This window comes from Altibacter lentus (genome assembly GCF_000746845.1).
GTDB lineage: Bacteria > Bacteroidota > Bacteroidia > Flavobacteriales > Flavobacteriaceae > Altibacter > Altibacter lentus.
On the sequence record NZ_KN050846.1, the window covers coordinates 2,193,953 to 2,219,415 of the forward strand.

Genomic DNA, 25,463 nt, shown 5'->3' on the forward strand with positions numbered 1-25,463 from the left:
CTATGGCAAACAACGAAGATCAATTTAAAAAAGTAATCTCCCACGCAAAGGAATACGGATTCATATTTGCATCCAGCGAGATTTATGACGGCTTGAGCGCGGTATACGATTATGCCCAAAATGGTGTCGAACTAAAGAAGAACATTCGCGAATATTGGTGGCGAAGTATGGTATACCTGCACCAAAACATCGTTGGGATCGATGCTGCGATCTTGATGCATCCCACTACTTGGAAGGCTTCCGGTCACGTTGATGCGTTCAACGATCCGCTTATAGATAACAAGGATTCTAAAAAGAGATATCGTGCCGATGTTTTGATCGAAGATTATGCCGAAAAGTTGAATCAGAAAGCTGAGAAGGAAATTGAAAAGGCCCGAAAGCGATTTGGAGACAACTTTGATGAAGCACAGTTCGTCGCAACCAATGAAAGGGTTATACGGTACAAGACCGAGCAACGTGAGATCCTGGAGCGCATGGCGCGCTCTTTGGATTCTGAAAACCTCGCCGATGTCAAGGCGCTTATAGAAGAATTGGGAATAGCCGATCCCGACACAGGAAGTAAGAACTGGACCGAAGTGCGACAGTTCAATCTCATGTTTGGAACAAAATTGGGAGCTTCTGCAGAGAGTGCTACAGATCTATATTTAAGACCAGAAACAGCACAGGGGATTTTTGTGAATTTCCTGAATGTTCAGAAATCGGGAAGGATGAAGATTCCATTTGGAATTGCCCAAACAGGAAAGGCCTTTAGAAATGAGATCGTAGCAAGACAGTTTATTTTCAGGATGCGTGAATTTGAACAAATGGAGATGCAGTTCTTTGTGCGTCCCGGAGAGGAAATGAAATGGTACGAATACTGGAAAGAAACCAGATTGAAATGGCACCTGTCGTTAGGTTTAGGAGCCGAAAACTATCGCTTTCACGACCATGAGAAATTGGCGCACTATGCTAATGCAGCATCTGATATTGAGTTTAATTTTCCATTTGGTTTCAAGGAACTAGAGGGAATTCATTCCAGAACCGATTTCGATTTGAAAGCGCACGAAGAATACAGCGGAAAGAAATTGCAGTTCTTTGACCCCGAACTCAATAAGAATTATACGCCGTATGTAGTAGAGACTTCTATAGGCTTGGACCGTATGTTCTTAGCGGTGCTAAGTACTTCACTGCAAGATGAAACCTTAGAAGACGGAAGCACTCGTACGGTTCTTAAGATACCTTCTATCCTAGCTCCGGTGAAAGCGGCAGTATTACCGCTAGTGAAAAAGGACGGCCTGCCTGAAATTGCACAGTCCATTATCGATTCTTTACAATGGGACTACAATGTTGTATACGATGAAAAGGATGCTGTTGGTCGCCGTTACAGAAGGCAAGACGCAGCCGGAACACCCTTTTGTATTACAGTAGATCATCAAACTAAAGAAGACCAGACCGTCACTATTCGGCACAGAGATTCCATGGAGCAAGAGCGCGTTGCTATTTCAGAAATTTCAGAAAAAATTCACAATAGTATTTCATATAAGGCTTGGCTACAATAAAATAGAGAAGTTTTCTCTTTTTTAAAAGCGACGGAATGACTATTTTTATGAACTTTTTAACGTTTATAAATTCAAAAAAATCATTCTAATGAAACTAAAAAACTATTTTTTTGTACTGCTAATGGCGGCATGTACATTATCCGTGACTGCTCAAGACACGGGGAATTCGGGAGCAACCGACACAGGGTTTTTAGCAGACCCTATTCTTGTTCCTAGCATCGCCAAGCAAATGAGCGATGGAACCTTCATTGCTGCAGACAACACACCTAAAGAGGGTCGTCCTAAAAGACAATACGGTAATAGTGTAGTGCCAGGAAAAGGATCTATGGGTCCGGACCCTGTTGTACAGACCACACACGGAACCCGTGATACACGAGCGCCTTTCCTCGTTTTCGAGGCAGATATCTCACAAGCAACTCCATCTGACCCTACAGGAGCAGTAGGGCCAAATCACTACGTGGCTGCATGGAATACGGCATTCAGAATTTTTGATAAAGCCGGGAATCCATTAACTCCGGAGGCATCATTAGCTACTATCTTTCCCGGGAATGCAATCGGGGATCCTATTGTAATCTACGATGAAATGGCCGATCGTTTTCTTATTACAGAATTTGACGCCTCTCCAAATGGTTTTAACGTAGCCGTATCTCAAGGTCCGGATCCGGTTAATGATGGTTGGTATGTATATACTACAGGTTTTGGGACCGGGAGTTTTCCGGATTATACAAAATTTTCTGTTTGGCCTGACGGTTATTATGTAACTGCCAATATTGGAACACGCAGAGTCTTTGCAGTGGAGCGCGAGGAAATGCTGGAAGGAAATCCTGCACAATTTCAAAGCTTTCAATTAGGAGGGATTGTAACAAGTGGATTCTTTAGTCCGCAAGGCTTTCACCACACGGGTGGGTCACATCCCGAACCCGGAAACTTCAATGTAGTTTATTTACAAGACGACGCATGGTCTGGTGTAGGTGATGATCACTTGAAGATCTGGACGATAAATGTTGATTGGGATACCCCGGGGAATTCAACTATTTCGGCTGCTCAGGAATTGACAACAGCAGATTTTATAAGTGTTTTTGACGGCGGATCTTTTTCAAATTTAAGTCAGCCATCCGGACCCGATATCGATGCGTTGCAGGCTACAATTATGAATCAAGCCCAATTCCGTCAGTTTGATGGTTATAACTCTGTTGTATTTAATTTTGTAGTAGATACAGATCCTACGGCAGGAGAATTAGCTGGGATTAGATGGTATGAATTGCGCCAAACAGCCTCTGGGATGCCTTGGACAATCCATCAAGAAGGTACTTATATAACTCCAACGGCCGGAAGACATGCCTTTGCAGGAAGTATGGCAATGGATATTTACGGAAATATCGGATTAGGATATAGCTCGGTAAGTACTGCTCAAAGTGTTTCAGTTCGTTACACGGGCCGTTTACAAGGAGATGCATTAGGAACAATGACCTTTGCCGAAGGTTTAATTGGTCAGGGATCCGGAAACAACAATAATCTTCGTTATGCAGATTATACTCACTTAACAGTAGATCCTTCCAATGCAAGAGATTTTTGGTTTATTGATGAATATTTCAATTCAAACCGAAGAGATATCGTAGGGGCTTTCAATTTAGAAAATACCTTGCCGGCTAACGATGTTGCAATTGTTAATATTACTCCGGATAGTGGGGCATTGACCAATGCGGAAGATATTACCGTTACAATTAAAAATTACGGAACCGCAACACAAACAAGTATTCCTGTAACCTATAGTGTGGATGGAGGAGCTTTGGTAAGTGAAACCTATACCGGTTCTATTGCTGCCGGTGCGACAGACACCTACACCTTCACAGTGCAAGCAGATCTTTCTGGTGCAAATCAACTGTACCGAATAGAGACCAACACAAATTTGGCAGGAGATAATTTTACCGATAATGATTACTATGCAGAGAATGTTCGTAATGAAGAGGTGTTATCTGTTTCCGATCTTGAAATTGCAAATGCTGAAATGATCATTTCTTCTACCGATAATAAGAGATTTGAGATCTTGTTGAATACATCTTACCGCGATGTATTACCTATTAGCGTGTATGATATTAACGGAAAGATCCTGGCATTTAATAATTTAGTAAATCAAGGAAACAAGTTTACGTACTCTCTTGACATGTCATATGTTGCAAGCGGTGTGTATCTTGTAAAAATGGGAAGCGGATCTTTCGAAAAATCTGCAAAGATTATCGTGAAGTAGTCCTTCCGTTACAACATTAGTTTTAGTTTTAAAAAGAGCGAAGAATTCCTTCGCTCTTTTTTTTTGATCAAATGTCAAGATTCCTGCCGAGGCAATATAACTTATTTCAAAAATCTCTAGTTGATTGATAGGGAAAAGAACCGTTAAGTCCTTTTAAATAAGGCTATTGCATTTTTAGAATAGTAAATTAATTGTATGGAGATTTCAGAAATTGGTAGTATCTTGGTTTCTTAAACAAATCTTAAAATTGTAATTATTAAATTCAAAATTATGAAATCTAAAATTTCTCTTTTCTTGATGTTTTTTGCCATTACTTTTATGGTAAAAGCGCAAGAAATTCAATCGGAGGGAGCATTCTACTCCGGTAAGGTAAGCTCGATGGAATATGTTCCTTCGATCGCCTCAAGAATGTCCGAATTAAAACCAGCCGAAGTTTCAGACAAAGAAGCACAAGACGGTAGAGCTTCCGGAAACAAAGTTATTATCGGGAAAGATGCACAAACAGAAGACGACTATTTTGTTCGCAATCAACATCCCCTCACACAAAAGATTAATGGAAAAGCACCTATCCTTGTATTCGATGCTGCTTCTTCAAGCTCACAGCCAACCGATCCTTCACTGGCCGTTGGACCCAACCATGTACTCGTAGTATTCAATACGGGATTTACTATTTATGATAAATCTGGAAATCAGCTTTTGCCACAGACATCACCCAATCCTGCGATATTTCCTTCAGGAGGATGTTGTGATCTAACAGTTTCTTACGACAAAGCTGCCGATCGATGGGTGGTAAGTTTCTTAGGAGCCGGTGCTCAAATAGCGGTATCAGACGGGCCGGACCCGATCAACGACGGATGGTTCGTTTATACCATTAGTCAGATCAATGACTACCAAAAATTATCGGTTTGGAGTGATGGGTACTATTTAACCGATAATACCTCATCTTCAAATAAGGTTTGGGCGATGGAGCGTGACGAAATGCTTCTTGGAAATCCTGCTGCAGGAATTCAGGGTTTTAACCTTCCCGGAATTGCCACCAGTGGTTTCTATAGTCCACAAGCATTGAATGTGACCGATGACAATATGCCTGCTCCGGGAGGCCTTCCTGTGATCTACCTTCAGGATGATGCTTGGGCCGGTGTTACACAAGATCATATTAAAGTATGGACGATCGATGTGGATTGGAATACACCTGCCAACTCAACAGTTTCTGCGCCAAATCAACTTAATACTACCCCTTTTATTTCTGTGTTCGATGGAGGAAGCTTTTCCAACCTTACACAACCGGGCGGTGGGATCGCAATCGATGCATTACAGGCAACGATCATGAATCAAGCGCAATTCAGAAAGTTTGGCGGGCACAACTCTGCTGTCTTTAACTTTGTGGTTGATACCGATGCCTCTGCCGGAGAATTAGCCGGTGTGCGATGGTTCGAACTTCGCCAGGCCGGGGACGGCCAACCATGGACGATCCACCAAGAGGGAACCTATACCGCACCCGATGGGAGACATGCTTGGCATGCGAGTATGATGATGGACATCCAAGGAAATATTGGAATGGGATATTCTTCTATGTCCGGACCAACTACGCCGTCAACAGTTCGTGTAAGTTCATACTACACAGGGCGTTTCGCTTCCGATCCACTTAATACCATGACTATTGCTGAAGAGCTTATCGCAAACGGAAATGCTAACATTCCCGGATTAAGATACGGGGATTACAGCAAGATCGATATTGACCCAGACGATGACAAGACCTTTTGGTTTATCAATGAATATATGAATAACGGAAGAAAGGATGTAGTGGGAGTTTTCAAGATCGCACCTAATTTTAACATTGATCTTGGTGCTGTTTCCATCGATAGCCCGGTGGATGGCGATCTTTCCAACGCCGAACAGATAACGGTTACCATATTTAATTATGGACAGCTCGACCAATCAAATATTCCCTTATCGTTAACGGTCGATGGAAGTTTGGTGGCAAACGAAGTATTTGCAGGAACCATTCCATCTTCTACTTCAGCGCAGTATACATTTACAGCTACCGTAGATATGTCGACCGAAGGTCAAACCTATGAAGTGACTGTAGCAACTAACTTTGTGGGTGATGAGGACAACACCAATAATAGCACCACAGAGAACATCACTCATATTCTTGCGGCCGATATTGGAGCAACAGCTATAACATCTCCAAATACAGGAGAAGGGCTTGGAAACGAGACCGTAACGATCACGATGGAGAACTTCGGAACTGCGGCGCAATCTAATTTTGACGTGTCGTACTCGATCAATGGAGGAACGCCGGTAGTTGAAACCGTTGCGGGACCGATCGCTCCGGGAGCAACTCTTTCCTATACGTTTGCTACATTGGCAGATCTTTCGGCGGCAGGCACATACAACATTGAGTCAAGCACTCAATTGGCCGCAGATGGTGACAATACAAATGATGCTACTACTAAGGAGGTTATTAATTTGTCCTGTAATACAGAGACCAATGCAACTTCTATGCCTATTGGACCCAATGGAGGAAGTGTAACCGAATCGGTTATTAGCATTGCGAATGATGTGACTATTAATGATGTGAATGTAACGATTAATCTCAACCATACTTTTACGGGAGATCTGGATATCTTCCTAGAAGGACCGGACGGAACTCGTGTGGAACTTTCTACAGATAATGGCGGATCCGGAGACAACATGATAAACACTGTGTTTGACGATGAAGCACCTACATCCATAACCACGGGAACAGCACCGTTTACAGGTAGCTTCCAGCCGGAAGGGAACTTGTCAGATTTTGATGGGTTGTCATCTCTTGGAGACTGGACCCTGGAAATTACAGATGATGCCAATATTGATGGAGGAACTCTTAATAGCTGGTCACTTCAACTATGTGAAGATGTTCCATTAGGACTGGATGATAATTTCATCGATAATAGCGAATTGGTGATTCTTGAGCAGGGGAACAATCAATTCCAAATCCAACTTCCTACTACTACCGTAACTGAACGCATGACCTTTACTGTGACCAATTTATTAGGTCAAAAGTTGTTAAGCTACAGACTCGACAATGTGGATGGTAAAGGATATTTTTATGATCTGGATATGTCTTATGCAGCTACGGGCGTGTATATCGTTCGAATTGGAAACAATCAATACGGAAGTGCAAAACGATTGATCGTTCGTTAATTGCTTCGGAAGTAATTGTTTATGTAATCAAAACCCTCAAGCGATTGAGGGTTTTTTTATTAAAAGAAGGCACGCAGTTGTATACTTCCCGTATGTACAGTTTTGGAGGTCTCACTTTTCCTTCCGAAGTAAGACAAATTCGCATCAAGATATTTTGTTATACGCTTTTGAAGTAATAAGTTCCAGGTAAAATTAGTACCGGGCTGAAGTCCTTCCAGCATTTGGTATGCAACCGGGGAAAAGGCGCTTCCGTCAAAAGTGTTTTCAATATAGCTAAATTCTCCATTGAGCGAGATCTTCTCTACATTGCTGTATCCAAAAGAAACCCCTCCTTTTTGCTGTAATAGCGCCTCCATGTCACCTACTTGATTATCCTTGTTCCCGTAACTGTAAAAAACGTCAAATCGCGTCTGGGCATTAAGAAGGTAGGATAGTTTGGGAGCAAGCTCATAGCTGTCAATAGTATAATTTCGTGATCCAAAATTTTCTGAAGTACTTTCAGTAGAACCCAGAGAACTTCGTAGATTCACCAACCAGCTTTCCCATATTTTATGATTGAACGCCAGTTGATGACTTTCCAGTCGGTTCTTCTGAAGTCCCAGCGAAAGCAAATTATCACTGGATGTAGCTATATAGGTATAACTGGTTGTATAGTGTTGTTTCCCGCGATTAAAGAACAAAGCATTTCTAAAGTTAAGGACCAAGCCCAATTGATCGTCACCACCGTCTTCGAAAGGATTGATGTTAAATCCGTCATTCCTTCGCTGTACTTTTCTGTCTAATATGTAGGAGGTTTGATTGTAAAAATGAGAAAGGAATTTCCTGAAGCCTTCTTTGTTCTCCCACGAGCGTGGGTTGAGTGTAAGGATCTGGCTAAATTGATTCTGACGGATCTTCAAGAAAATCTGGTTAGGCAACAGGATCCGAACATACTCGGCCTCATCTTGAAATTGTGCGATCTCAAACTCATCTAATTCCTGAATACCATTGTTGTTATAGTCATTCCACGTATAGATACCCTGTCCCGGATCTACCTTTACATACGTGAATTCCTGTCTTGGGATCACGCCGTTATTGGAAGACAGGACGGTATTCAAACTAACGCCTCCGTTCCATATACTCTGATTGTAAAGAATTCTGGAATTCAAGGATTTCTCATCTTCCTTGGCTCCAAATTCATCTTTAAGAATACGGTAATTGGCAAATACCGAGAGCTGTGCATCCTGCCCGTTGATCAGTCGTGATTTCAAAAAGTATGTATTGGAACTATTCACTTTTTGTAAAAAATTCTGGCGCAAACTATCATTCGATTGTCTTCTGTAACCCACCTCCACGAAGATGTTAGTGCTGTCGCCTACGCCTGAAAACACTTCATACGACCTAAATTTCTGACTCACGGGCGAAAGACTGTCAGATTGTACGATACTAACCTCATTGTCTTCGAAGGCAATTTTTCCGCCCAACCAAGATTTTTTCATAGAATACGTCACCAAGGAATTAAGCCGGGCAAATTTCGACTCCAACGAATCTCCGGTGCCTTTTAAGTAACTCCCCTGCGAATAGACCTGTAGTTTATCGAATCGTAAGTTCGTGCTTCCTACATGACGAGAGCCGGAATAATTTTCTGAAAAATCCAGTTGCTGAAACTCATAACGGGCGCTACCGTGTTTTGGGTGAAAGGCTTCAACACCCGAAATGATGAAGGATTGGTCGCCCATGGGAGAAATAAGGTTCCAGTCTCTGTTGAACTCGATGTTGTAGACGCGCTCGATGTTTCGGAAATCTTGATTAATATAATCTGCCGAAGCAAAGCCGTCTATCTTTAACGTATCGGTTGTTGTTAAGAGCGTTTGTTTTGCCGCTAAACGACCCGCAAAACCATCGTTATTGCCATCATCAATCGACGAGAACAAATTGAGATCGTTCTTGCTTCCCGCTACTTCAAAATCAAGTATGGTTTTTTCAGAAGGATGGTAGTTTCCCTTTAATCCCCCAATTTGCAGCTTTGTAGGTGCGGTCAATTGAATAATTGGCTCGTAATTACCTTGGGGAATGCCGTTTAAGGGCGCAATGTACTCAAAGATCCTGCTAATGGCACTAGCGTCGCTTATTACATAATTACCCATATTGGCGCCCACCAAAGTGAATCGAACGTTGAACAACTCATCTTCAGGGTCGTTCGAGAATACAAAAATCTCGACACCATCAACAATATCCTTCTTGTAAAGGATTTTATTTTCTGAAAAGGTATCCGGCACGGCCGAAGGAGCGGTCATATTATCACGATCGTCTCCGGCAGCTTGCAGGATGGTAACCTGTTCTTCTGAAAGATTTTGTTGTAAAGGTTGGTTCTTGGCATCGTTTTCAGAATAGGCATACACACCAATATCCAGATTGTCGGTGCTGTAGCTACCTCCCCCATATCCTATAAAACGAGTATAGTTCCTGTCGGTGTATTGATACTCTACCGAGATCCGCATGTTGTTTGTGATCGGATAGATAGGGTTAAACTTGATCTCACCCGCATTATAGTCGATCACATAATCTTCATTTTCGCCACGTGTTAGTAAGATACCGTTCACGTAGACACGCTCACTACCCGATACAATAAGTATAAAAAGCTCGCCATTAGGCCCCACAAGTTTATATGGGCCTTGATTTCCTTCCTGCCCCACAAAATTACTCTTGGCAAAAACCCCGCGCACGAGTGCACCGGCTGCAAATGCAGTGGTCCTGGACCCATCGTTATGTGTGAGCGTTCCGCCCAGCGAGATCCCCTGTACCTTTTTGTTGAACCGGGCAAAGTAACTCGTTGTGTTTTGAAGGTCTACATCGCCGGCTCGAATGTTCCAGTCGTCACTATACAGTTCAATGAATATTTGGTCAAATTCATCTAAACTTTGGGAATAACCTCCTTCTTGAGTGGGGATGTTGGCATCCTGTATGGATGCTCGTATAGATACTTTATCACTTAATTGACCTGTGATTTGCAGGTCCAATTCAGAATTTACCACGGCATTTTGATTGTTTCCTATCGTGACGCCTCTGGAGATACTACCAACGGTGTTCAATCCGTCAAAAGGAGTAAAAGCGTCTTGTTGATTGGATTGATCCAAAGAATACAGTTTTTCGATACTTCCTGTACTTTCGGATATGATCTTAGGGTCCAAGGCATAATACTCTTGTACTAAGAATTTTGGATATCGCAAATAATGAATCGTGATAGAGTCACTTGTCTGGGCTGCTTCGGAAAGAATGAGCCGTGCCTTACTGTAATCAACCCTATACATCACCGAATCGATCGTTGCGCCGGCAACACCTTCCACATAGAAACGGCTGGGATTGATGCTTACACTGTCTATTTGTATCGTATCTTGAACTGCTACTTTCTTACTCCTGTAATTGGAAGTAACGTCTTGAGCAACCACCGTGTAGGTCACTGCAAAGAGAATAAGAGTAAGATAGTACTTCATTAGGTATAGAACTAAACACAGCCTACTTTATTTTGTTGATTGTTTTTTAAAATCTTTTTGCCGATGTTCCTTGTAAAAATACAATGTTATTTAATTTAGTGCGGTATAAAGAAGGATACGATATGAAGATTATCTCATACAATGTGAATGGCATTCGAGCCGCAATGCGAAAGGGCTTTTTAGAATGGTTGCAGGCGGCCAACCCCGATGTGATCTGTCTTCAGGAAACTAAGGCAAATTTCGATCAAGTAGAGGTTGAAGCTATCGAAGCGGCGGGATATCCCTACCACTATTGGTTTAGTGCCGTGAAGAAAGGATACAGCGGTGTCGCGATCTTTTCAAAAATAAAACCCAACCATATAGAGTATGGGACCGGGATTGAATATATGGATGCCGAAGGAAGAAATTTACGTGTCGATTTTGACCAGGTTTCAGTAATGAGCTTATACCTTCCAAGTGGTACGAATCTGGACCGTTTAGATCATAAGCTCACCTACATGGCAGATTTTCAGAAATATATAGATACCCTGAAGAAGGAAATCCCCAACCTGATTATTTGTGGAGATTATAACATTTGTCACGAAGCCATCGATATTCACGATCCTGTACGCAACAAGAACGTATCGGGATTTTTACCTGTAGAGCGTAAATGGATAGACGGATTTATTAAAAGCGGATTTATAGATTCCTTTCGGCACTTCAACAAGGAACCCCATCATTATACGTGGTGGAGTTATCGCGCCAACGCACGTGCGAACAATAAAGGCTGGCGTATCGACTACAACATGGTGGCAAAACCTTTGGAAGATAAACTTAAACGAGCTGTTATATTACCGGATGCCTATCACAGTGATCATTGTCCGCATTTAGTAGAACTATCCTTATAGATACGATGGATTTTCCGGACGAATTTTTTGCACACCTCAATATGCATAATTATACAGAGATAAAAGGAGGACTTGAAAGACAGACCTTCTTGGAGATCTGGGTGGTCGCCGTTAGCGGCAGGGTATTTGCGCGAAGTTGGAACAAAAGTGAAAAAAGCTGGTATACGGCATTTTTGAAAGAAGGGGTAGGACAATTAAAATTTGGAGATGTCGTTCTGAATGTTACGGGGAAGAAGGTTCCAGAAGAAGATGCGGTCCATGCTAAAATCGATGCGGCTTATCTTTCTCGGTATAATGAAGCTAAAAATATATACTACGCACAAGGGATCTCTCAGCCGGAGTATTATGATTACACGCTCGAACTATTTTATAAACCTACTTAAATACTTATTATGAAAATGATTCTGAAGGGAATTTTTGGAATTTCCGTCCTGCTGCTCACGAGCTCCTGTGTCTCATCAAAGATCTACGACGATCTTAAATCTCGTTACGATATGTTGAAAGCCGAGAACGAAGCACTGATGGCACAATTGGACAATGCCGCCAGTGATGGAAAGGTGTATTCTGTGGATCTTTTAAAAGACAGGATTGAAGAACTGAATGCCGAAAAAAGCAGATTGGCCATGGATCTTTCCGCGTGTCAAAATAACTATAACCGCCTTAAAGAATCGTACGATGCGCTTGAGGCAAACAGTTCCAGTGCGCTTAGCGATAATTTAGCCTTAAACCGAGAATTGTTGACGCAACTGGAAGCGAAGGAAAAAGCTTTGGCGCTGGAAAATGAGCGATTGGAGAAACTTAAAAAAGACCTCGCAGCTCGATCACAACGAGTAGAAGAACTGGAGGCGATCATTGCCTCCAAAGATGCAAAGATGAGGTCCCTTAAAGAGGCCATTTCTGCGGCACTGACTAATTTTGAAGGCAATGGTCTCACCGTAGAACAAAGGGATGGCAAGGTGTATGTTTCCATGGAGAATAAATTGTTGTTCGAAAGTGGAAGCTGGGCTGTGAATGCACGGGGACGAGAAGCTGTAGTAGCATTGGGCAAGGTATTGGCCCAGAACAAGGAGATCGCTGTTCTCATTGAAGGTCATACCGATAATGTACCTTACGGAGGTAATGGGAACATAAGCGACAACTGGGATCTTTCTACCAAGCGAGCGACTGCCATTGTAAATATTCTTACTGAAAATTCCGGTATTCCAAAAGACAACCTCACAGCAGCCGGTCGAGGAGAGTTTGCTCCGGTTGCGACCAATACTACTTCAGAAGGAAGGTCTAAGAACCGCCGTATTGAAGTGATCTTGACACCAAAACTGGATGAGATCTCAAAATTGTTAAACGAGTTGTAGCCATAAAAAGGCGATACTATGCAATATACTTTACTGCCTAATACCAGCTTAAAAGTGAGCCGAATATGTCTTGGCAGCATGACCTGGGGCCAACAGAATACTGAAACTGAAGGCCATTCACAAATAGATCTGGCATTAGAGAACGGCGTGAATTTTATCGATACTGCCGAAATGTATTCGGTACCCGGTAATCCAAAGACCCAAGGCAGTACAGAACGTATTATTGGAAGTTGGTTCGCCAAGACAGGGAAGAGGGACAAGGTAATTCTGGCATCTAAAATTACGGGTCCTAATCGTTTTTTTGAACACATTCGAAAAGACCTGTCTTTTAGTAAAACAGCGTTAGATGATGCATTGCATAAGAGTTTAGCGCGCCTTCAGACCGATTATCTCGATCTGTATCAGCTGCATTGGCCGGAACGCACAGTGAATATTTTTGGCAGCCGGGACTACGTACATGACGCGGCATGGGAAGATTCGATCGCTGCAACTCTGGAGCACCTTAAATCTTATGTGAAACAAGGTAAGATACGATATTTGGGACTGTCCAATGAGACACCCTGGGGAGCCATGCGTTATATGGAGGAGGCACGAAAGGGAGCGCCAAAAATGGTCTCGATACAGAACGCATACAACTTGTTGAACAGAAGGGATGAGATTGGCCTATCGGAAGTGATTCTAAGAGAAAAACTTGGGTATTTGCCATATTCCCCTTTGGCCTTCGGGATGCTCACCGGGAAATATCTAAACGGTGCGACTCCTCAGCATGCTAGGGTTACCCTGTTTCCAAACTATTCACGATATCATGGAGAAGGGTCCTTTGAAGCCACCAGGCAGTATCAAGAGATCGCTCAGCAATACGGAATGAGTCTCACTCAAATGAGCCTGGCATTTGTAAGGCAGCAGCCTTTTGTCACTTCTACTATTGTTGGTGCCACGACCTTGACACAGTTAAAAGAGAATATCGAAAGCATTTCTGTAAGCCTTACCGAAGAAACTATAAAAGCCATCAACGCCGTGCATGCATCGATCCCCAATCCTGCACCTTAACTTACAAAGGCGCTGTACCCTGTAATGGCTCTTCCTACTATCAAGGAATTGATCTCCTTGGTCCCTTCGTAGGAGTATATGGCTTCTGCATCGGCCACGAAACGGGCTACATCATATTCCAGAAGGATGCCGTTTCCGCCCATCACTTCGCGTGCCCGACTCACGACATCTCGGGTACGCATACTGCAAAACACTTTGGCCAGTGAAGCATGTTCATCGGTCAATAGCTGCTGGTCCTGTAATTCTGAAAGGCGAAAGCAAAGCGTTTGCATTGCCGTAAGGTTGGCGACCATCTCTACCAGATGATTTTGGATCAACTGAAAGGAGGCAATGGGTCTTCCAAACTGCTCTCTTTTTTTCGTGTATTTCAATGCGCTCTCATAAGCTCCGCGTGAGCAACCTACAGCTTGCCATGCTACCGCCGCACGTGTCATCTTCAACACCTTGGCAGTGTCTTTAAAGCTGTCACATTTCTGAAGGCGATCTGCTTCGGCTACACGGCAATCGCTCAACGTAATAAGCGCATTTTGAACGGTACGAAGTGCCATTTTATCCTGCATTTTTTCCGCAGTGAATCCCGGAGTGTCTTTACGCACCAAAAATCCTTTCACCTTATTGGAAACTTCATCCCGCGCCCAGATGACAGTTACATCACTAAAGGTCGCATTCCCTATCCACTTCTTCTGGCCGTTCAAGACCCATTCATCACCTTCTTGCCTGCAGGTGGTTCCTAGTCCGCCGGCCACAGCAGATCCCACTTCCGGTTCCGTAAGTCCGAATGCGCCGATACATTCCATGCGTTGCATTTTTGGGAGCCATTCTTTCTTTTGCGCTTCACTTCCGCAGAGATAAATAGACCCCATTGCCAATCCGCTGTGAACGCCAAAAAATGTAGATATGGAAACATCAACACGGGCAAGTTCCATAGCCATAATGCCTTCCATTAAGAACGTCTGGTTCGGACAGCCGTAGCCTTCGTAAGCCATGCCACAAATATTAAGCTGGGCCATTTTTGGGATAATGTGGTGGGGAAATTCGGCGCGATTCCAGAAATCATTTGCAATGGGCTTAACCTCGTCTTCCATGAAATTGCGCACTTTCAACTGGATCTCTCTTTGCTCCGGACTTAATTTTAAACTCAGGTCATAAAAATCACCATCTATAGGAGGTAGTTTATGTTGTCCTTTCTTGCTTTGGCTTTTCAGCATCTTCATCAATCCCTGTAACTGTCGGTCGTCGAGTTCACCAACCGCGGCCATTACCTGTGGGAGATCTATTTTTTGAGAGATCTTACCCAGCGCATCGAGATCAACATTGCGTAAAAGAGAAATGGTTTGCTTGATTTTTCGGAAAAGTGCCATAAGAAGTGCTTTAGTAAAAACTAAAGATACTTGCTACAATGGTTTAGAAGACACAAAGAATTGTTAAAACGATGTCACCCGAAAAGATGATGGACGACATCGTGAACCTTGGAAACTTTAAGAATGTTAATGGCGTAATCTTTTCGCTCTACTTTACAATACTTCGAAATAACGATACTGGTAAATCCCAGTTTTTCTGCTTCCAGGATACGTTGATCCACCCGGGTGACGGGGCGAACTTCCCCGGCGAGTCCCACTTCTGCAGCAAAACACATGGTCTTGTCTATGGCGACATCAATATTGGAAGAAAGAACCGCAGCAACTACAGCAAGATCGATCGCAGGATCATCTACTGTGATCCCTCCGGTAATATTTAAAAAGACATCTTTCGCTCCTAATTTAAAGCCGGCCCTTTTTTCAAGCACTGCCAAGATCATATTGAGTCGTTTGGCATTGTACCCTGTTGCACTTCGTTGAGGGGTTCCGTATACGGCAGAACTTACCAATGCCTGAATTTCGATCAAGAGCGGGCGCATTCCTTCCAAAGTTGCCGCAATGGCTGTTCCGCTTAGGTCTTCTTCGTTCTTGGAAATTAAAATCTCTGATGGATTTGAAACTTCGCGCAGACCGTTTCCTTGCATTTCGTAAATGCCCAATTCGTTGGTGCTTCCAAAACGATTCTTATTGGCCCGAAGAATGCGATAAATATGATTGCGGTCTCCTTCAAATTGTAACACAGTATCCACCATGTGTTCCAGGATCTTAGGCCCGGCAATGGTGCCGTCCTTGGTAATATGACCAATTAGAATTACAGGCGTATCGGTTTCCTTCGCAAACTTTATAAGTTCGGTCGTTGTTTCACGTATCTGCGAGATACTCCCGGCGCTGCTTTCAATAGCCTCGGAATGCAGGGTTTGAATAGAATCGATCACTACAATATCCGGGCGTACCTCTTCTATCTGCCGGAAGATCAACTGCGTTTTGGTCTCTGTAAGAATATAGCAATTGGTGGCGTTAGGCTGAATCCGTTCCGCCCGCATCTTGATTTGTTGTGCACTTTCTTCTCCCGAAACGTACAGCGTTTTAAAAGGAAGTTGTAAGGCGATCTGAAGCATTAATGTGCTTTTTCCAATACCGGGTTCACCGCCCAAAAGTGTAAGGGAACCGGGAACTATTCCGCCGCCCAATACCCTGTTGAGTTCGTTGTTCTTTGTGTCCAGCCGTGCTTCGGAATGTGCCGAGATCTCTGAGATGCGTTGCGGTTTGGCAACACGTTTTGAGGTACTCTCTTGCGTATTCCAAACAAATTTTTCAGCTTTTTGAATCACCTCTTCGGCAATGGTGTTCCATTCCTTGCATGAGGTGCATTGACCTTGCCATTTGGCAAACTGTGCGCCGCAATTCTGACAGAAAAAAGTAGTTTTTGTCTTCCCCATAATCTAGTGCTAAAATAGTTATATTTACAGGAATATTGGTTGCCTTATGATGAAAGTAGGATTACTTTTTTGTGTATTTATTATCCTCACTTCAATGAGGGCACAAGAAAATCCTTCCGAAGAAATAGTTCGTTCTCTTACCTCTCAAATCCAACGAGTCAAAGGAGGAGAAAAACTTCGATTGCTGGATAGTCTATCTACTTATATTGTTTCAAAAACCACCTTCACAAGCGACACCATCGTTGCAGAGACCGTACAACACGCACTAGCCATAGACTCGCTGCGGATAGCTACATGGCACATGGCTAATCGTATCTACTTTCAGAATAATATTACAGGAGATCCCGAAAAAGGGAATAAAATATTTAAGGAATTCCTTTCTACGGCGAGAAAGATCAAGGACGCCAATACCTTAGCTAAATACTATTTGGAAGGAGCAGACAGCTTTTATTTCCTAGAAGACCACAAGACCTCTGTTTACTATTATGACCTGGCGGAAACGTATGCGCAAAAGGCTAATAATTTAAAATACGTTGGGCTTGCCAAACTATACAAGGGAGGCACTCTTAGTTTCTTGGGTGATTTTTCTGAAGCATCACAGGTACTGCAGGAGGCCGGTAAGATCTTTGCGCAGGAGAAGGATACATTCAACAGCATAAGCGCTAAGAACTCCTTATCCATCCTGTACGGTCAAAATGCATTCTTTCAAGAGGCAAAGGCAGAACGGGATGAAGCCATTGCGTTAGCGCAGAAAATACAAAGCTATGCACATCTCGTTTCCTTCTATTATAATGCTGCAACAGACGCTCGAAAACAAGAAAGACACGAAGAACGTATCGCCAATTTGAAATTAGCACTGGAAGCTTCACAAAAAACGCGTAATCCTGATTACTATGCCCCCGGGCTGTTAGCGGCTCATGTGATCGCTTATGCCGAAGTGGATAGCTTGGAACTGGCAGATGATTTTCTTTCGGCTATTGAAGTTGCGCCAGAGAAATTTACACAGGGAAGGAACAGAGAGCCCTACTTGGATGCACTAAAACATATCGCTTTGGCAAAAAACAAGTATGGCCAGGCACTTACTTATGGGAAGGAGCATTTGGAGATTAAACAGAAAGGAACCCACTACGAAGAGATCCAAGGGGCAGAGAAGTTCCTGGCTGATACCTACGAGGCAATGGGAAATAAGGAGCAAGCCTTTGTTCATTTCAAGAACTTTTCAAGAATAAAGGACTCCATCAACAGCATTCAAAAAACAAAGGCATTATCTTATTATCAAACCTTATATGAAACCGGTAAACGCGATGCACAGATCGCTTCTCAGAAGAAGGACATTGAACTTTTAGCGACTAAGAACAGGCTGCAGAATCAATGGTTGTGGTTTGGGGGATTTGGTCTATTTACCTTGTTCGCAGGTGTAGTTTTGATTCGGTCGCGCAATGCAGCCAGGCGAAGAGGGCGGCTTCAGGAATCATTCTCACACGAACTTATACGGGCTCAGGAAGAGGAGCGCACGCGTGTCGCCAGAGAACTGCACGATAGCGTAGGCCAAAAGTTGATGTTGCTTACTAAAAAGACAAAGATGAAAGAAGATCCGGAAATGGATCTGCTGGCAGGAAGTACGCTCGAAGAACTTAGAATGATCTCTCGCGGGCTTTACCCTGCCAATTTAGAACGGTTAGGGGTAACGAAGGCGATCGAGTCGATGATCAATGAGGTAGATGCCAACACCAATATATTCTTTACCAATGAAATAGAGAATATTGACGACCTCCTTTCTAAAGAAGCTTCCTTACATTTGTACAGGATCATTCAAGAAGTATTGAACAATATGGTAAAACACGCCGATGCGAAAGCAGCCTCTGTCACCATAGAACGAAAATCCGACCACATTGAAGCGATCATTAAAGACAATGGTATAGGGTTTTCGTATTCAGAAAAATTAAATGGTACACAGCATTTGGGGATGAAAACCATTTTGGAACGGGCCAAGATCCTGAAATCACAATTGCGTGTAGACAGTATGCCAAACACAGGAACCACCATATTCCTTGAAATTCCAACATAGACGTGATTAAAAAGAATATTTCTATAGTAATAGCCGATGACCACCCGCTGCTGCTCGCCGGATTACACGACGAGTTGGAAAATTGCGGCTACAACATCCTAGGCAAAGCAACCAATGGGATGGAAGCGTTGCAATTGATACTATTGCATCAACCCATGATCGGGCTGTTGGATATTGACATGCCTTTACTCACCGGGTTTGAAGTTATAAAAACGGCCAAGGATAAAGGCGTAAGTACAAAATTTATCATTCTTTCCTTTCACAAGGAAACCGAATACATTACACAGGCCAAAGCCTTACATATCAATGGCTACTTATTGAAGGAGGACTCGTTTACAGAAATTGAAAACTGCATTAGAGCCGTTCTTGACGATAAAGAATATTTCAGTATGTCCTTTGACGCCCTTACCCTTAAAAATGCTTCGGAAGAGATAAAAAAACTACAATTACTTACTCCTTCAGAAATAACTATTTTAAAGCTTATCGCGCAACAGATTAATACGAATACGATAGCCGAAAATCTTTTTGTTTCCTCCCGAACCGTAGAAAAGCACCGCAGCAACATCATTACGAAACTTGAGTTGGAAGGGGGTACTAATGCTTTGACGCGGTGGGCATTGGCGCACAAAAATACCATTCTTGAAATTTAGTAGATACGAGTGGCTACGTAATAATTACGTAGTTTCACGTATACCGAATGACTAAGATTTCTATTATCTTAGCACTATCGATTACGGTATTTTATTGAGGAGTAAAATAGACTGATTAACCAAAGATGTAGCCCTCCAAAGCAAGTTGCTTTTGGAGGGTTTTTCTTTTAACAGTGAGCTCTACAGACACTAATACCCAAAATCGGTTTTGATCTTATCTGCTTTGTCGAGCATAATATCTATAGTGATAAAATCTACTTCCTCCTTGTCATAGGCCCCTTGGAACGTACGCATGGCTTTCTTGGCATCCCCGGTCTCTTCATAATAGCGACCCATATAGTAATCTCCCAGAACGGTATTGGGATATTGTCGCTGTGCCAAGATGGCGATCTCACGAAGCGATTCCCATTGTTTTTTCTTTTCAGCAGCTTTGCAGGTTGCGATAAAGTCATTTACTCGAATAGGATTTGTGATACCAAAAAGATCTTCTATTGTCTTATACTTATCTACCAGATATTGATGGATGGGAGTTTCCATTTTCAACAGCTTATCGGTATATTCCTGTTTGCTGATAGGGCGGTATACCGAAAATATCTTTTCCATTGCTGAAGGGATCGCACGGGCCACCAGCGAATAGTGCGTTGCACCATCAAAATTATCATAATAGTAGTTAAACTCCTTACTCGCCTGAGGTTTAAGCAATGCGTTGAGACGTTCGGCGTTTTCCATCAGGTCCTTGATATCGTCGGTGCCGGTGGCCAAATAGTAAAATATCTTAGAAGGGATGGCGGGAACCCGCTCGGCAAGACGATCGATCATCATGGGAGCAGGATCGGGACTAAGGTTGATATAACCATTGAACAATGGCGGGTCTTTAAAAAGGTAATAATTGATGAAGTTTGCTGTAAAATCATGTCCTACGGCAATGGCAAACTTAGCTGTACGGTAGTTCTGGTCGATATAGGGGATCAGCTCCAGACCTACAAACTCGAAGAAATCGGCTCCTTTATCGGCGGGTAGAAAATTGGTGTCGTCGTAATCACAATCTTCGTACCTGCTGTCGCCCTGCATGATGCCTACCACAATCGATTCGGGCATATCTTCCCAATAGGCAAAGTAATCGGCATTTCCCGCTACAGGTTCAAACAGATAATTTGCGTCTAAAACGATGATAATTGGGTACACCTTTTCAGTATTGGTCTCATAATCGCGTGGCAGTTGTATTTTAAGTCGTCTGGACTCGGCAAGTTTCGATGAATTGAATTCTTCGTAAAGAATCTTCGATTGCGCCAGCGATGCGAATCCTACTAATAGTGAAAGTGATATAAGGACATATTTCTTCATACAATGGAGATTTTAAGGATCGAAAGATACTAAATTTTGAATTTCCTGTATGTCCGAAGTCGTACTACTTTCCTACCCGATTATAAATGGGCAACATGATAAATGAGAGACCGCCGAAGAAGATAATAGATGCAATGTTAGAGGTCCATACAATCCATCCGAAAGCCGTGCCCACAGTCTCTGCGATTCCAAAAACGGCCAGAATGCCGGCGACAAAGAACGGGTAAGACCCAAAGCCACTGTTGGTAAAAGCGAATGAGAAACTCCCTACCACAAAGGTGATAATGATCGTTCCCATGGCAATGTTTGAGGTTTCAGGAAGGGCGAAGGTCGCTACATAGAACGAAAGAAGATATAGTCCCCAGATAAGGAAGGTATGAAGGATAAACATAGCTTTCTTCTTCATGGTTAGAATGCTTAACACGCCTTCTTTCAATCCGCTGAAGAAACTTTTTAATTTTTGCTGAAGTAAGGATCTGGAATACTTCAGAAACAATAAAAATAGTGCTGACAAGCCCAACATGATAAGTAGGGCCACAAGTAATTTTCTTGCCGGAATGATCTCAGTGAGGTACGCGTAGAGCACATCAAACTGAAGCATAAGTGCTACTGTTGTAAAACCGAACAGAAAGATGAGGTCGACAATCCTTTCAGAAATAATGGTGCCGAACCCTTTATCGAAAGGTACGTCCTCATACTTGCTCAATACCACGGCGCGTGAGACCTCACCACTCTTAGGTATAAAGATGTTCATGAGGTAGGCGATATAGACTGCCATAAAGTTATTGGCCAATTTAGGTTGATATCCCAATGGCTCCAGCATAAAATTCCAGCGATACGCACGCGATACGTGACTTAATAACCCTAAGAATACAGCGAATGAGATAAACCAGTAATTGGCATTCTCGAAATGTACCTGGATCTCTTGAAGCTGTTCTGGCGTAAACTTTGAATAGGAGTACCAGATAAGAAAGATCCCTAATGCCAGTGGTATTGCGATCTTAAGGAACTTAGTGACAGACTTTTTCAATATTAGGTCAATAAGTTATTCTCTTCGTTAGGAAACACTAGTGCAGGTTTAAATTTCTTAGCCTCTTCTACCTCCATGATTGCATACGTGATTAGAATGAGGATGTCGCCCGGAGCCACTTTTCTAGCAGCGGCACCGTTTAATGTTATTTCACCACTATTACGGGTTCCCGGGATGGCATAGGTTTCAAATCTCTCGCCATTGTTATTATTGACAATCTGTATTTTTTCACCTTCAATAATATTCGCTGCGTCCATAAGATCTTCATCTATGGTGATGCTGCCAATATAGTTAAGGTCGGCACCTGTAACTTTGACTCTGTGAATTTTAGATTTTACTACATGTATTTGCATGGTGCAAAGGTATTAATTTAACGGCATATTATCTATTAAACGCACGGGTCCTACAAAAACTGCAATAAATGCGCGGTAAGTATTTCCCGGAAGCTTTCGTTGCGCCGTTCTCAACGTAGCTTCGTTGGCGATCTCAAAATACTCCAACCGGAAATGGGCGTTATTCAAAAATCGTTCCGCAACCAATTTGTTAAGCTGAGGAATTGTATGTGAGTCGAACTTTTTCCTAACTTCTTTCAAAGTTTGAAAAATTAAAGCCGATTCATTTCTCTGTTCCGGCGACAATCGCTTGTTCCTGGAGCTCATGGCAAGACCATGGGGCTCTCTCACGATGGGGCAACCTATTATGTTGACATCGAGCTCCTGCTGCCGGACCATTTTTTTTATAATTTGTAACTGCTGAAAATCTTTTTCTCCAAAATATGCGTTCGTTGGCTGAACAATCTCGAACAAGGCGTTTACCACAGTTCCCACACCATCAAAATGGCCTTCCCTGTGTTTTCCCTCCATCACGACCTCTAACCCGCCAAATCGAAAGGATTTGGATGTGATCTTGTTAGGGTAGATATCTTCAACGTTTGGAGCGAAAACAATAATTTCTTGGGAAAGTGTTGCTAAAAGAGCGACATCTTCCTTAAGATTCCTTGGGTAGGTCTCAAGATCTTTCGTGTTGTTGAATTGGGTAGGATTTACAAAAATACTCACTACCACAAGTGAGTTCTCCTTCAAAGCTCTTTGCACAAGCGCCAGATGTCCTTGATGTAATGCGCCCATTGTAGGGACAAAGCCAATAGAGCCTCTGCCGCCGTTTTCCAATAGTGCATTTTTGAGTTCGGCACCGTGTGTATAGATTTTCATAAATCTTTTTTAAGAGCGAGCAAAATTAAGATATTAAGGACAATCTTCATAAATTTTCGTAATTTTGCGTGTTTTTAAGGGTAAAGCCAAAAACAATAAATTTTTTATGAAGGATTTCTTCGGAAGCAAACATCCTCTTGTTGGATGATTTTTTCTTTCGATTCTTTTCATATAACCGAAACAAAATACGTAAATAGATGAAAGAAAAGAGAATCTTGTATGTGTCTTCTGAAGTAATTCCTTACTTGCCGGAGACCGAGATTTCTTCAATGTCGTTTGAAGCCCCAAGGATGGTAAACAATAATGAAGGTCAAATTCGAATCTTCATGCCACGTTACGGAAACATCAATGAACGAAGACACCAGCTGCACGAAGTGATTCGGCTTTCGGGTATGAACCTGGTGATCAACGACATCGATATGCCACTCATTATTAAAGTAGCGTCCATACCCAAAGAGCGTATGCAAGTCTATTTTATAGATAACGAAGACTATTTTAAACGTAAGGCAACCTACGCCGATGAGGACGGTAATTTCTTTTCCGATAATGATGAACGTGCCATCTTCTTTGCCAAAGGAGTCATTGAAACGGTAAAAAAATTAAACTGGTCCCCGGACATTATCCATGTTCACGGATGGCTTGCGTCCTTTCTGCCATTATACCTTCGCAATTACTACGATAACGAGCCATTGTTCGAAAACAGTAAAATAGTTACTTCACTATACAATCAGGGATTCGATGATACGTTAGATAAGGAAGTTATTGAAAAAATAAAGTTCGATGGGATCCCCGAAGAAGCAGTGGCAGAACTGAAAGACCCTACTTACGTCAATATGATGAAGGTAGCTGTTCGAAACTCAGACGCTGTTATCGTTGGTTCTGAAGAGATTCCCGAGGAATTGAACAAATTTATCAAGACCATTGAAAAACCTGTGTTAAACTATCACAATATGGATGAGTTTTCCCAGGCGTATTTAGATTTTTACCAATCGAAAGTATTGGTATAACACACAAAATTGCACATGAATATCAAGAACTTATTGCCAAAATTAACGGCAATCCTTTTATCTATAATTGCCCTTTCTTCCTGTGAAGAGGACCTGTCGCCAATCAATTCTGAAATTATTGGGGCACAGAACTTCAATTCAGACCTGTATGTCACAGACAACTTGGTATCCTTCAGCAGAAAACTGTTTCCGGTGCAAACCAACAATTTACCCAGCTACCAGTTAGGGATCTATAACAACGAGGTATACGGTCGATCGACCATTAATTTGTTGTCTCAAGTGACCATGGAAGTGCCAAATCCTGAGTTTGGCGATAGCACCGAACTGGAAAAGGTATTTTTATATATTCCATTCTTTAGTACCAGCACCGTGTCAAACGATGTCACTACCTACGAGCTGGATTCGGTATACGGAGATGCCCCAATCAATATCACGCTCTATGAGTCTAATTATTTTTTGCGGGACTTCGACCCAAACACAAATTTTGAAGTACCCCAGAAGTATTACTCGAATCAAGGACCATTATTTGAAAAATTCTTAGGTCCGGTCATCGGGATGGTCGAGGAATTTACACCTAGTGCCGATGAAATTATAGCTGTAGAGGACGATCCGGAAACCGAAGAAGATGAGGAAGAACGTCTGCCTCCCGGACTTCGAGTAGAATTGCCCATTGAGTTCTTTAAAGAAAAGATTATCGACAAAGAAGGCGAACCGGAACTTTTGAACAATAATAATTTCAAGAATTATTTCAGAGGGATCTATTTTAAAGTTTCTTCACCAAATAATGATGGGAGTCTGTTCCTTTTCAATGCGGCTGCCGCCAGAATAACACTGGAGTATACCTTTAAAACTATTGGCGCAGATCCAGACGCAGAGCGCAATGATGCCGATTTCGAATTATCTTTTAAAGGGATCAACGTCAACACCTTCGATAATGAGCTGGATCCTGTTATCGCTTCACAATTGATCACTCCCGATGTTGAAAATGGAGAAGAGAACCTGTACCTAAGAGGCGGGGATGGGATCATTTCGGTGATCGAACTTTTCGGAGACATCGATAACAAAAAGATCTTGGACGGAGTCCTGGTAGACGGGCAGAACGGAGTCCCGGACGAATTGGATTCCTTGCGTTTGGAAAACTGGTTGATCAACGAAGCGAATCTCATATTCTACGTAAATCAATCGAAGATCCCGGGAGGAGCCACAGAGCCGGAAAGACTTGTGCTGTTTAATATTACGGAAGGAACATTGCTTGCAGACTACGATTTCGATCCTACCATAGGCGAAGAACCTGTCAATGCTGTTGTGGACCACCTGGGTAGGCTGGAGCGCGGCAGTGATGAGAACGGGGATTTCTATAAAATCCGAATCACTACACATTTGAGTAACCTCATACGAAGAGATTCCTTGAATGTGCCTTTAGGACTTATGGTCACACAAAATGTGTTGGTGACAGATTTTCAGGATCTGGAAAATACACAATCACCGGGAATCGATAAGGTTCCTGCAGCCACAATACTGTCGCCTCAAGGGACAGTTCTGTTTGGGAATAATACAACCAATTCAGATAAAAGGCTGAAACTTCAGATCTTCTATACGAAGCCTAACTAAAAGAGAAC

18 protein-coding genes are annotated in these 25,463 nt (G+C 42.6%); 11 read left to right on the plus strand and 7 right to left on the minus strand.

What is annotated here, in order from left to right:
* The first annotated feature begins 2 nt into the window (after window positions 1–2).
* The 3 genes from JS40_RS10115 (at window position 3) to JS40_RS10125 (ending at window position 6,975) form a co-directional block, all read left to right on the plus strand.
* A complete protein-coding gene (locus tag JS40_RS10115; protein WP_034260251.1) occupies window positions 3–1,538 on the plus strand; it encodes a glycine--tRNA ligase in 1,536 nt (511 codons plus the stop codon).
* Between the two features lie 88 nt (window positions 1,539–1,626).
* On the plus strand, window positions 1,627–3,786 hold the full coding sequence (locus JS40_RS10120) for a T9SS type A sorting domain-containing protein (protein ID WP_051957553.1): 2,160 nt from the start codon (window positions 1,627–1,629) through the stop codon (window positions 3,784–3,786).
* Window positions 3,787–4,056: 270 nt separating this feature from the next.
* Window positions 4,057–6,975 (plus strand): proprotein convertase P-domain-containing protein, encoded by a 2,919-nt coding sequence (locus JS40_RS10125; protein WP_034260252.1) that lies wholly within the window; start codon window positions 4,057–4,059, stop codon window positions 6,973–6,975.
* A gap of 59 nt (window positions 6,976–7,034) precedes the next feature.
* Here JS40_RS10125 and JS40_RS10130 read toward each other — a convergent pair whose 3' ends face one another.
* Entirely contained in the window at window positions 7,035–10,448 is a 3,414-nt protein-coding gene (locus tag JS40_RS10130; RefSeq protein ID WP_034260253.1) for a hypothetical protein, read from the minus strand.
* 122 nt (window positions 10,449–10,570) lie between these two features.
* On the opposite strand from JS40_RS10130, the gene JS40_RS10135 reads away from it, so the two are divergent.
* From JS40_RS10135 to JS40_RS10150, 4 genes are read left to right on the plus strand one after another with little or no spacing between them, the layout of a single operon-like run.
* Complete coding sequence (locus JS40_RS10135; protein ID WP_034262359.1) at window positions 10,571–11,335, plus strand: exodeoxyribonuclease III; 765 nt, start codon at window positions 10,571–10,573, stop codon at window positions 11,333–11,335.
* 5 nt (window positions 11,336–11,340) lie between these two features.
* Entirely contained in the window at window positions 11,341–11,718 is a 378-nt protein-coding gene (locus JS40_RS10140; RefSeq protein ID WP_034260254.1) for a DUF2255 family protein, read from the plus strand.
* A 15-nt stretch (window positions 11,719–11,733) separates the two neighbouring features.
* Entirely contained in the window at window positions 11,734–12,687 is a 954-nt protein-coding gene (locus tag JS40_RS10145; RefSeq protein WP_394332692.1) for an OmpA/MotB family protein, read from the plus strand.
* 18 nt (window positions 12,688–12,705) lie between these two features.
* Window positions 12,706–13,737, plus strand: a complete 1,032-nt coding sequence (locus JS40_RS10150) for an aldo/keto reductase (protein ID WP_034260256.1) — start codon at window positions 12,706–12,708, stop codon at window positions 13,735–13,737.
* Here JS40_RS10150 and JS40_RS10155 read toward each other — a convergent pair.
* Both JS40_RS10155 and radA read right to left on the minus strand, forming a co-directional pair.
* Entirely contained in the window at window positions 13,734–15,098 is a 1,365-nt protein-coding gene (locus JS40_RS10155) for an acyl-CoA dehydrogenase family protein (protein ID WP_034260257.1), read from the minus strand. The genes JS40_RS10150 and JS40_RS10155 overlap by 4 nt on opposite strands.
* 74 nt (window positions 15,099–15,172) lie before the next feature.
* Window positions 15,173–16,534: a DNA repair protein RadA gene (gene radA / locus JS40_RS10160; RefSeq protein WP_034260258.1), complete on the minus strand. Its 1,362-nt coding sequence runs from the start codon at window positions 16,532–16,534 to the stop codon at window positions 15,173–15,175.
* Between the two features lie 94 nt (window positions 16,535–16,628).
* Between radA and JS40_RS10165 the strand changes: the two genes are divergently transcribed.
* Both JS40_RS10165 and JS40_RS10170 read left to right on the plus strand, forming a co-directional pair.
* A complete protein-coding gene (locus tag JS40_RS10165; protein WP_034260259.1) occupies window positions 16,629–18,602 on the plus strand; it encodes a tetratricopeptide repeat-containing sensor histidine kinase in 1,974 nt (657 codons plus the stop codon).
* Between the two features lie 2 nt (window positions 18,603–18,604).
* On the plus strand, window positions 18,605–19,252 hold the full coding sequence (locus JS40_RS10170) for a response regulator transcription factor (protein WP_034260260.1): 648 nt from the start codon (window positions 18,605–18,607) through the stop codon (window positions 19,250–19,252).
* A 189-nt stretch (window positions 19,253–19,441) separates the two neighbouring features.
* Here JS40_RS10170 and JS40_RS10175 read toward each other — a convergent pair whose 3' ends face one another.
* The 4 genes from JS40_RS10175 to panC all read right to left on the minus strand — a co-directional run bounded on the left by JS40_RS10175 (window position 19,442) and on the right by panC (window position 22,837).
* Window positions 19,442–20,596: an alpha/beta hydrolase gene (locus tag JS40_RS10175; RefSeq protein WP_034260261.1), complete on the minus strand. Its 1,155-nt coding sequence runs from the start codon at window positions 20,594–20,596 to the stop codon at window positions 19,442–19,444.
* 64 nt (window positions 20,597–20,660) lie between these two features.
* Window positions 20,661–21,626, minus strand: coding sequence for a lysylphosphatidylglycerol synthase transmembrane domain-containing protein (locus tag JS40_RS10180; protein WP_034260262.1), 966 nt, complete (start codon window positions 21,624–21,626; stop codon window positions 20,661–20,663).
* 2 nt (window positions 21,627–21,628) lie between these two features.
* Window positions 21,629–21,979, minus strand: coding sequence for an aspartate 1-decarboxylase (panD, locus tag JS40_RS10185; protein ID WP_034260263.1), 351 nt, complete (start codon window positions 21,977–21,979; stop codon window positions 21,629–21,631).
* A 12-nt stretch (window positions 21,980–21,991) separates the two neighbouring features.
* Window positions 21,992–22,837 carry a pantoate--beta-alanine ligase gene (panC, locus tag JS40_RS10190; protein WP_034260264.1) on the minus strand — a complete coding sequence of 282 codons (846 nt, stop codon included), beginning with the start codon at window positions 22,835–22,837 and terminating at the stop codon, window positions 21,992–21,994.
* Between the two features lie 197 nt (window positions 22,838–23,034).
* Between panC and JS40_RS10195 the strand changes: the two genes are divergently transcribed.
* Window positions 23,035–23,844 (plus strand): glycogen/starch synthase, encoded by an 810-nt coding sequence (locus JS40_RS10195; protein ID WP_034260265.1) that lies wholly within the window; start codon window positions 23,035–23,037, stop codon window positions 23,842–23,844.
* Window positions 23,845–23,859: 15 nt separating this feature from the next.
* A complete protein-coding gene (locus JS40_RS10200) occupies window positions 23,860–25,455 on the plus strand; it encodes a BamH family beta-barrel-assembly machinery protein (protein ID WP_034262362.1) in 1,596 nt (531 codons plus the stop codon).
* Window positions 25,456–25,463: the final 8 nt, after the last annotated feature.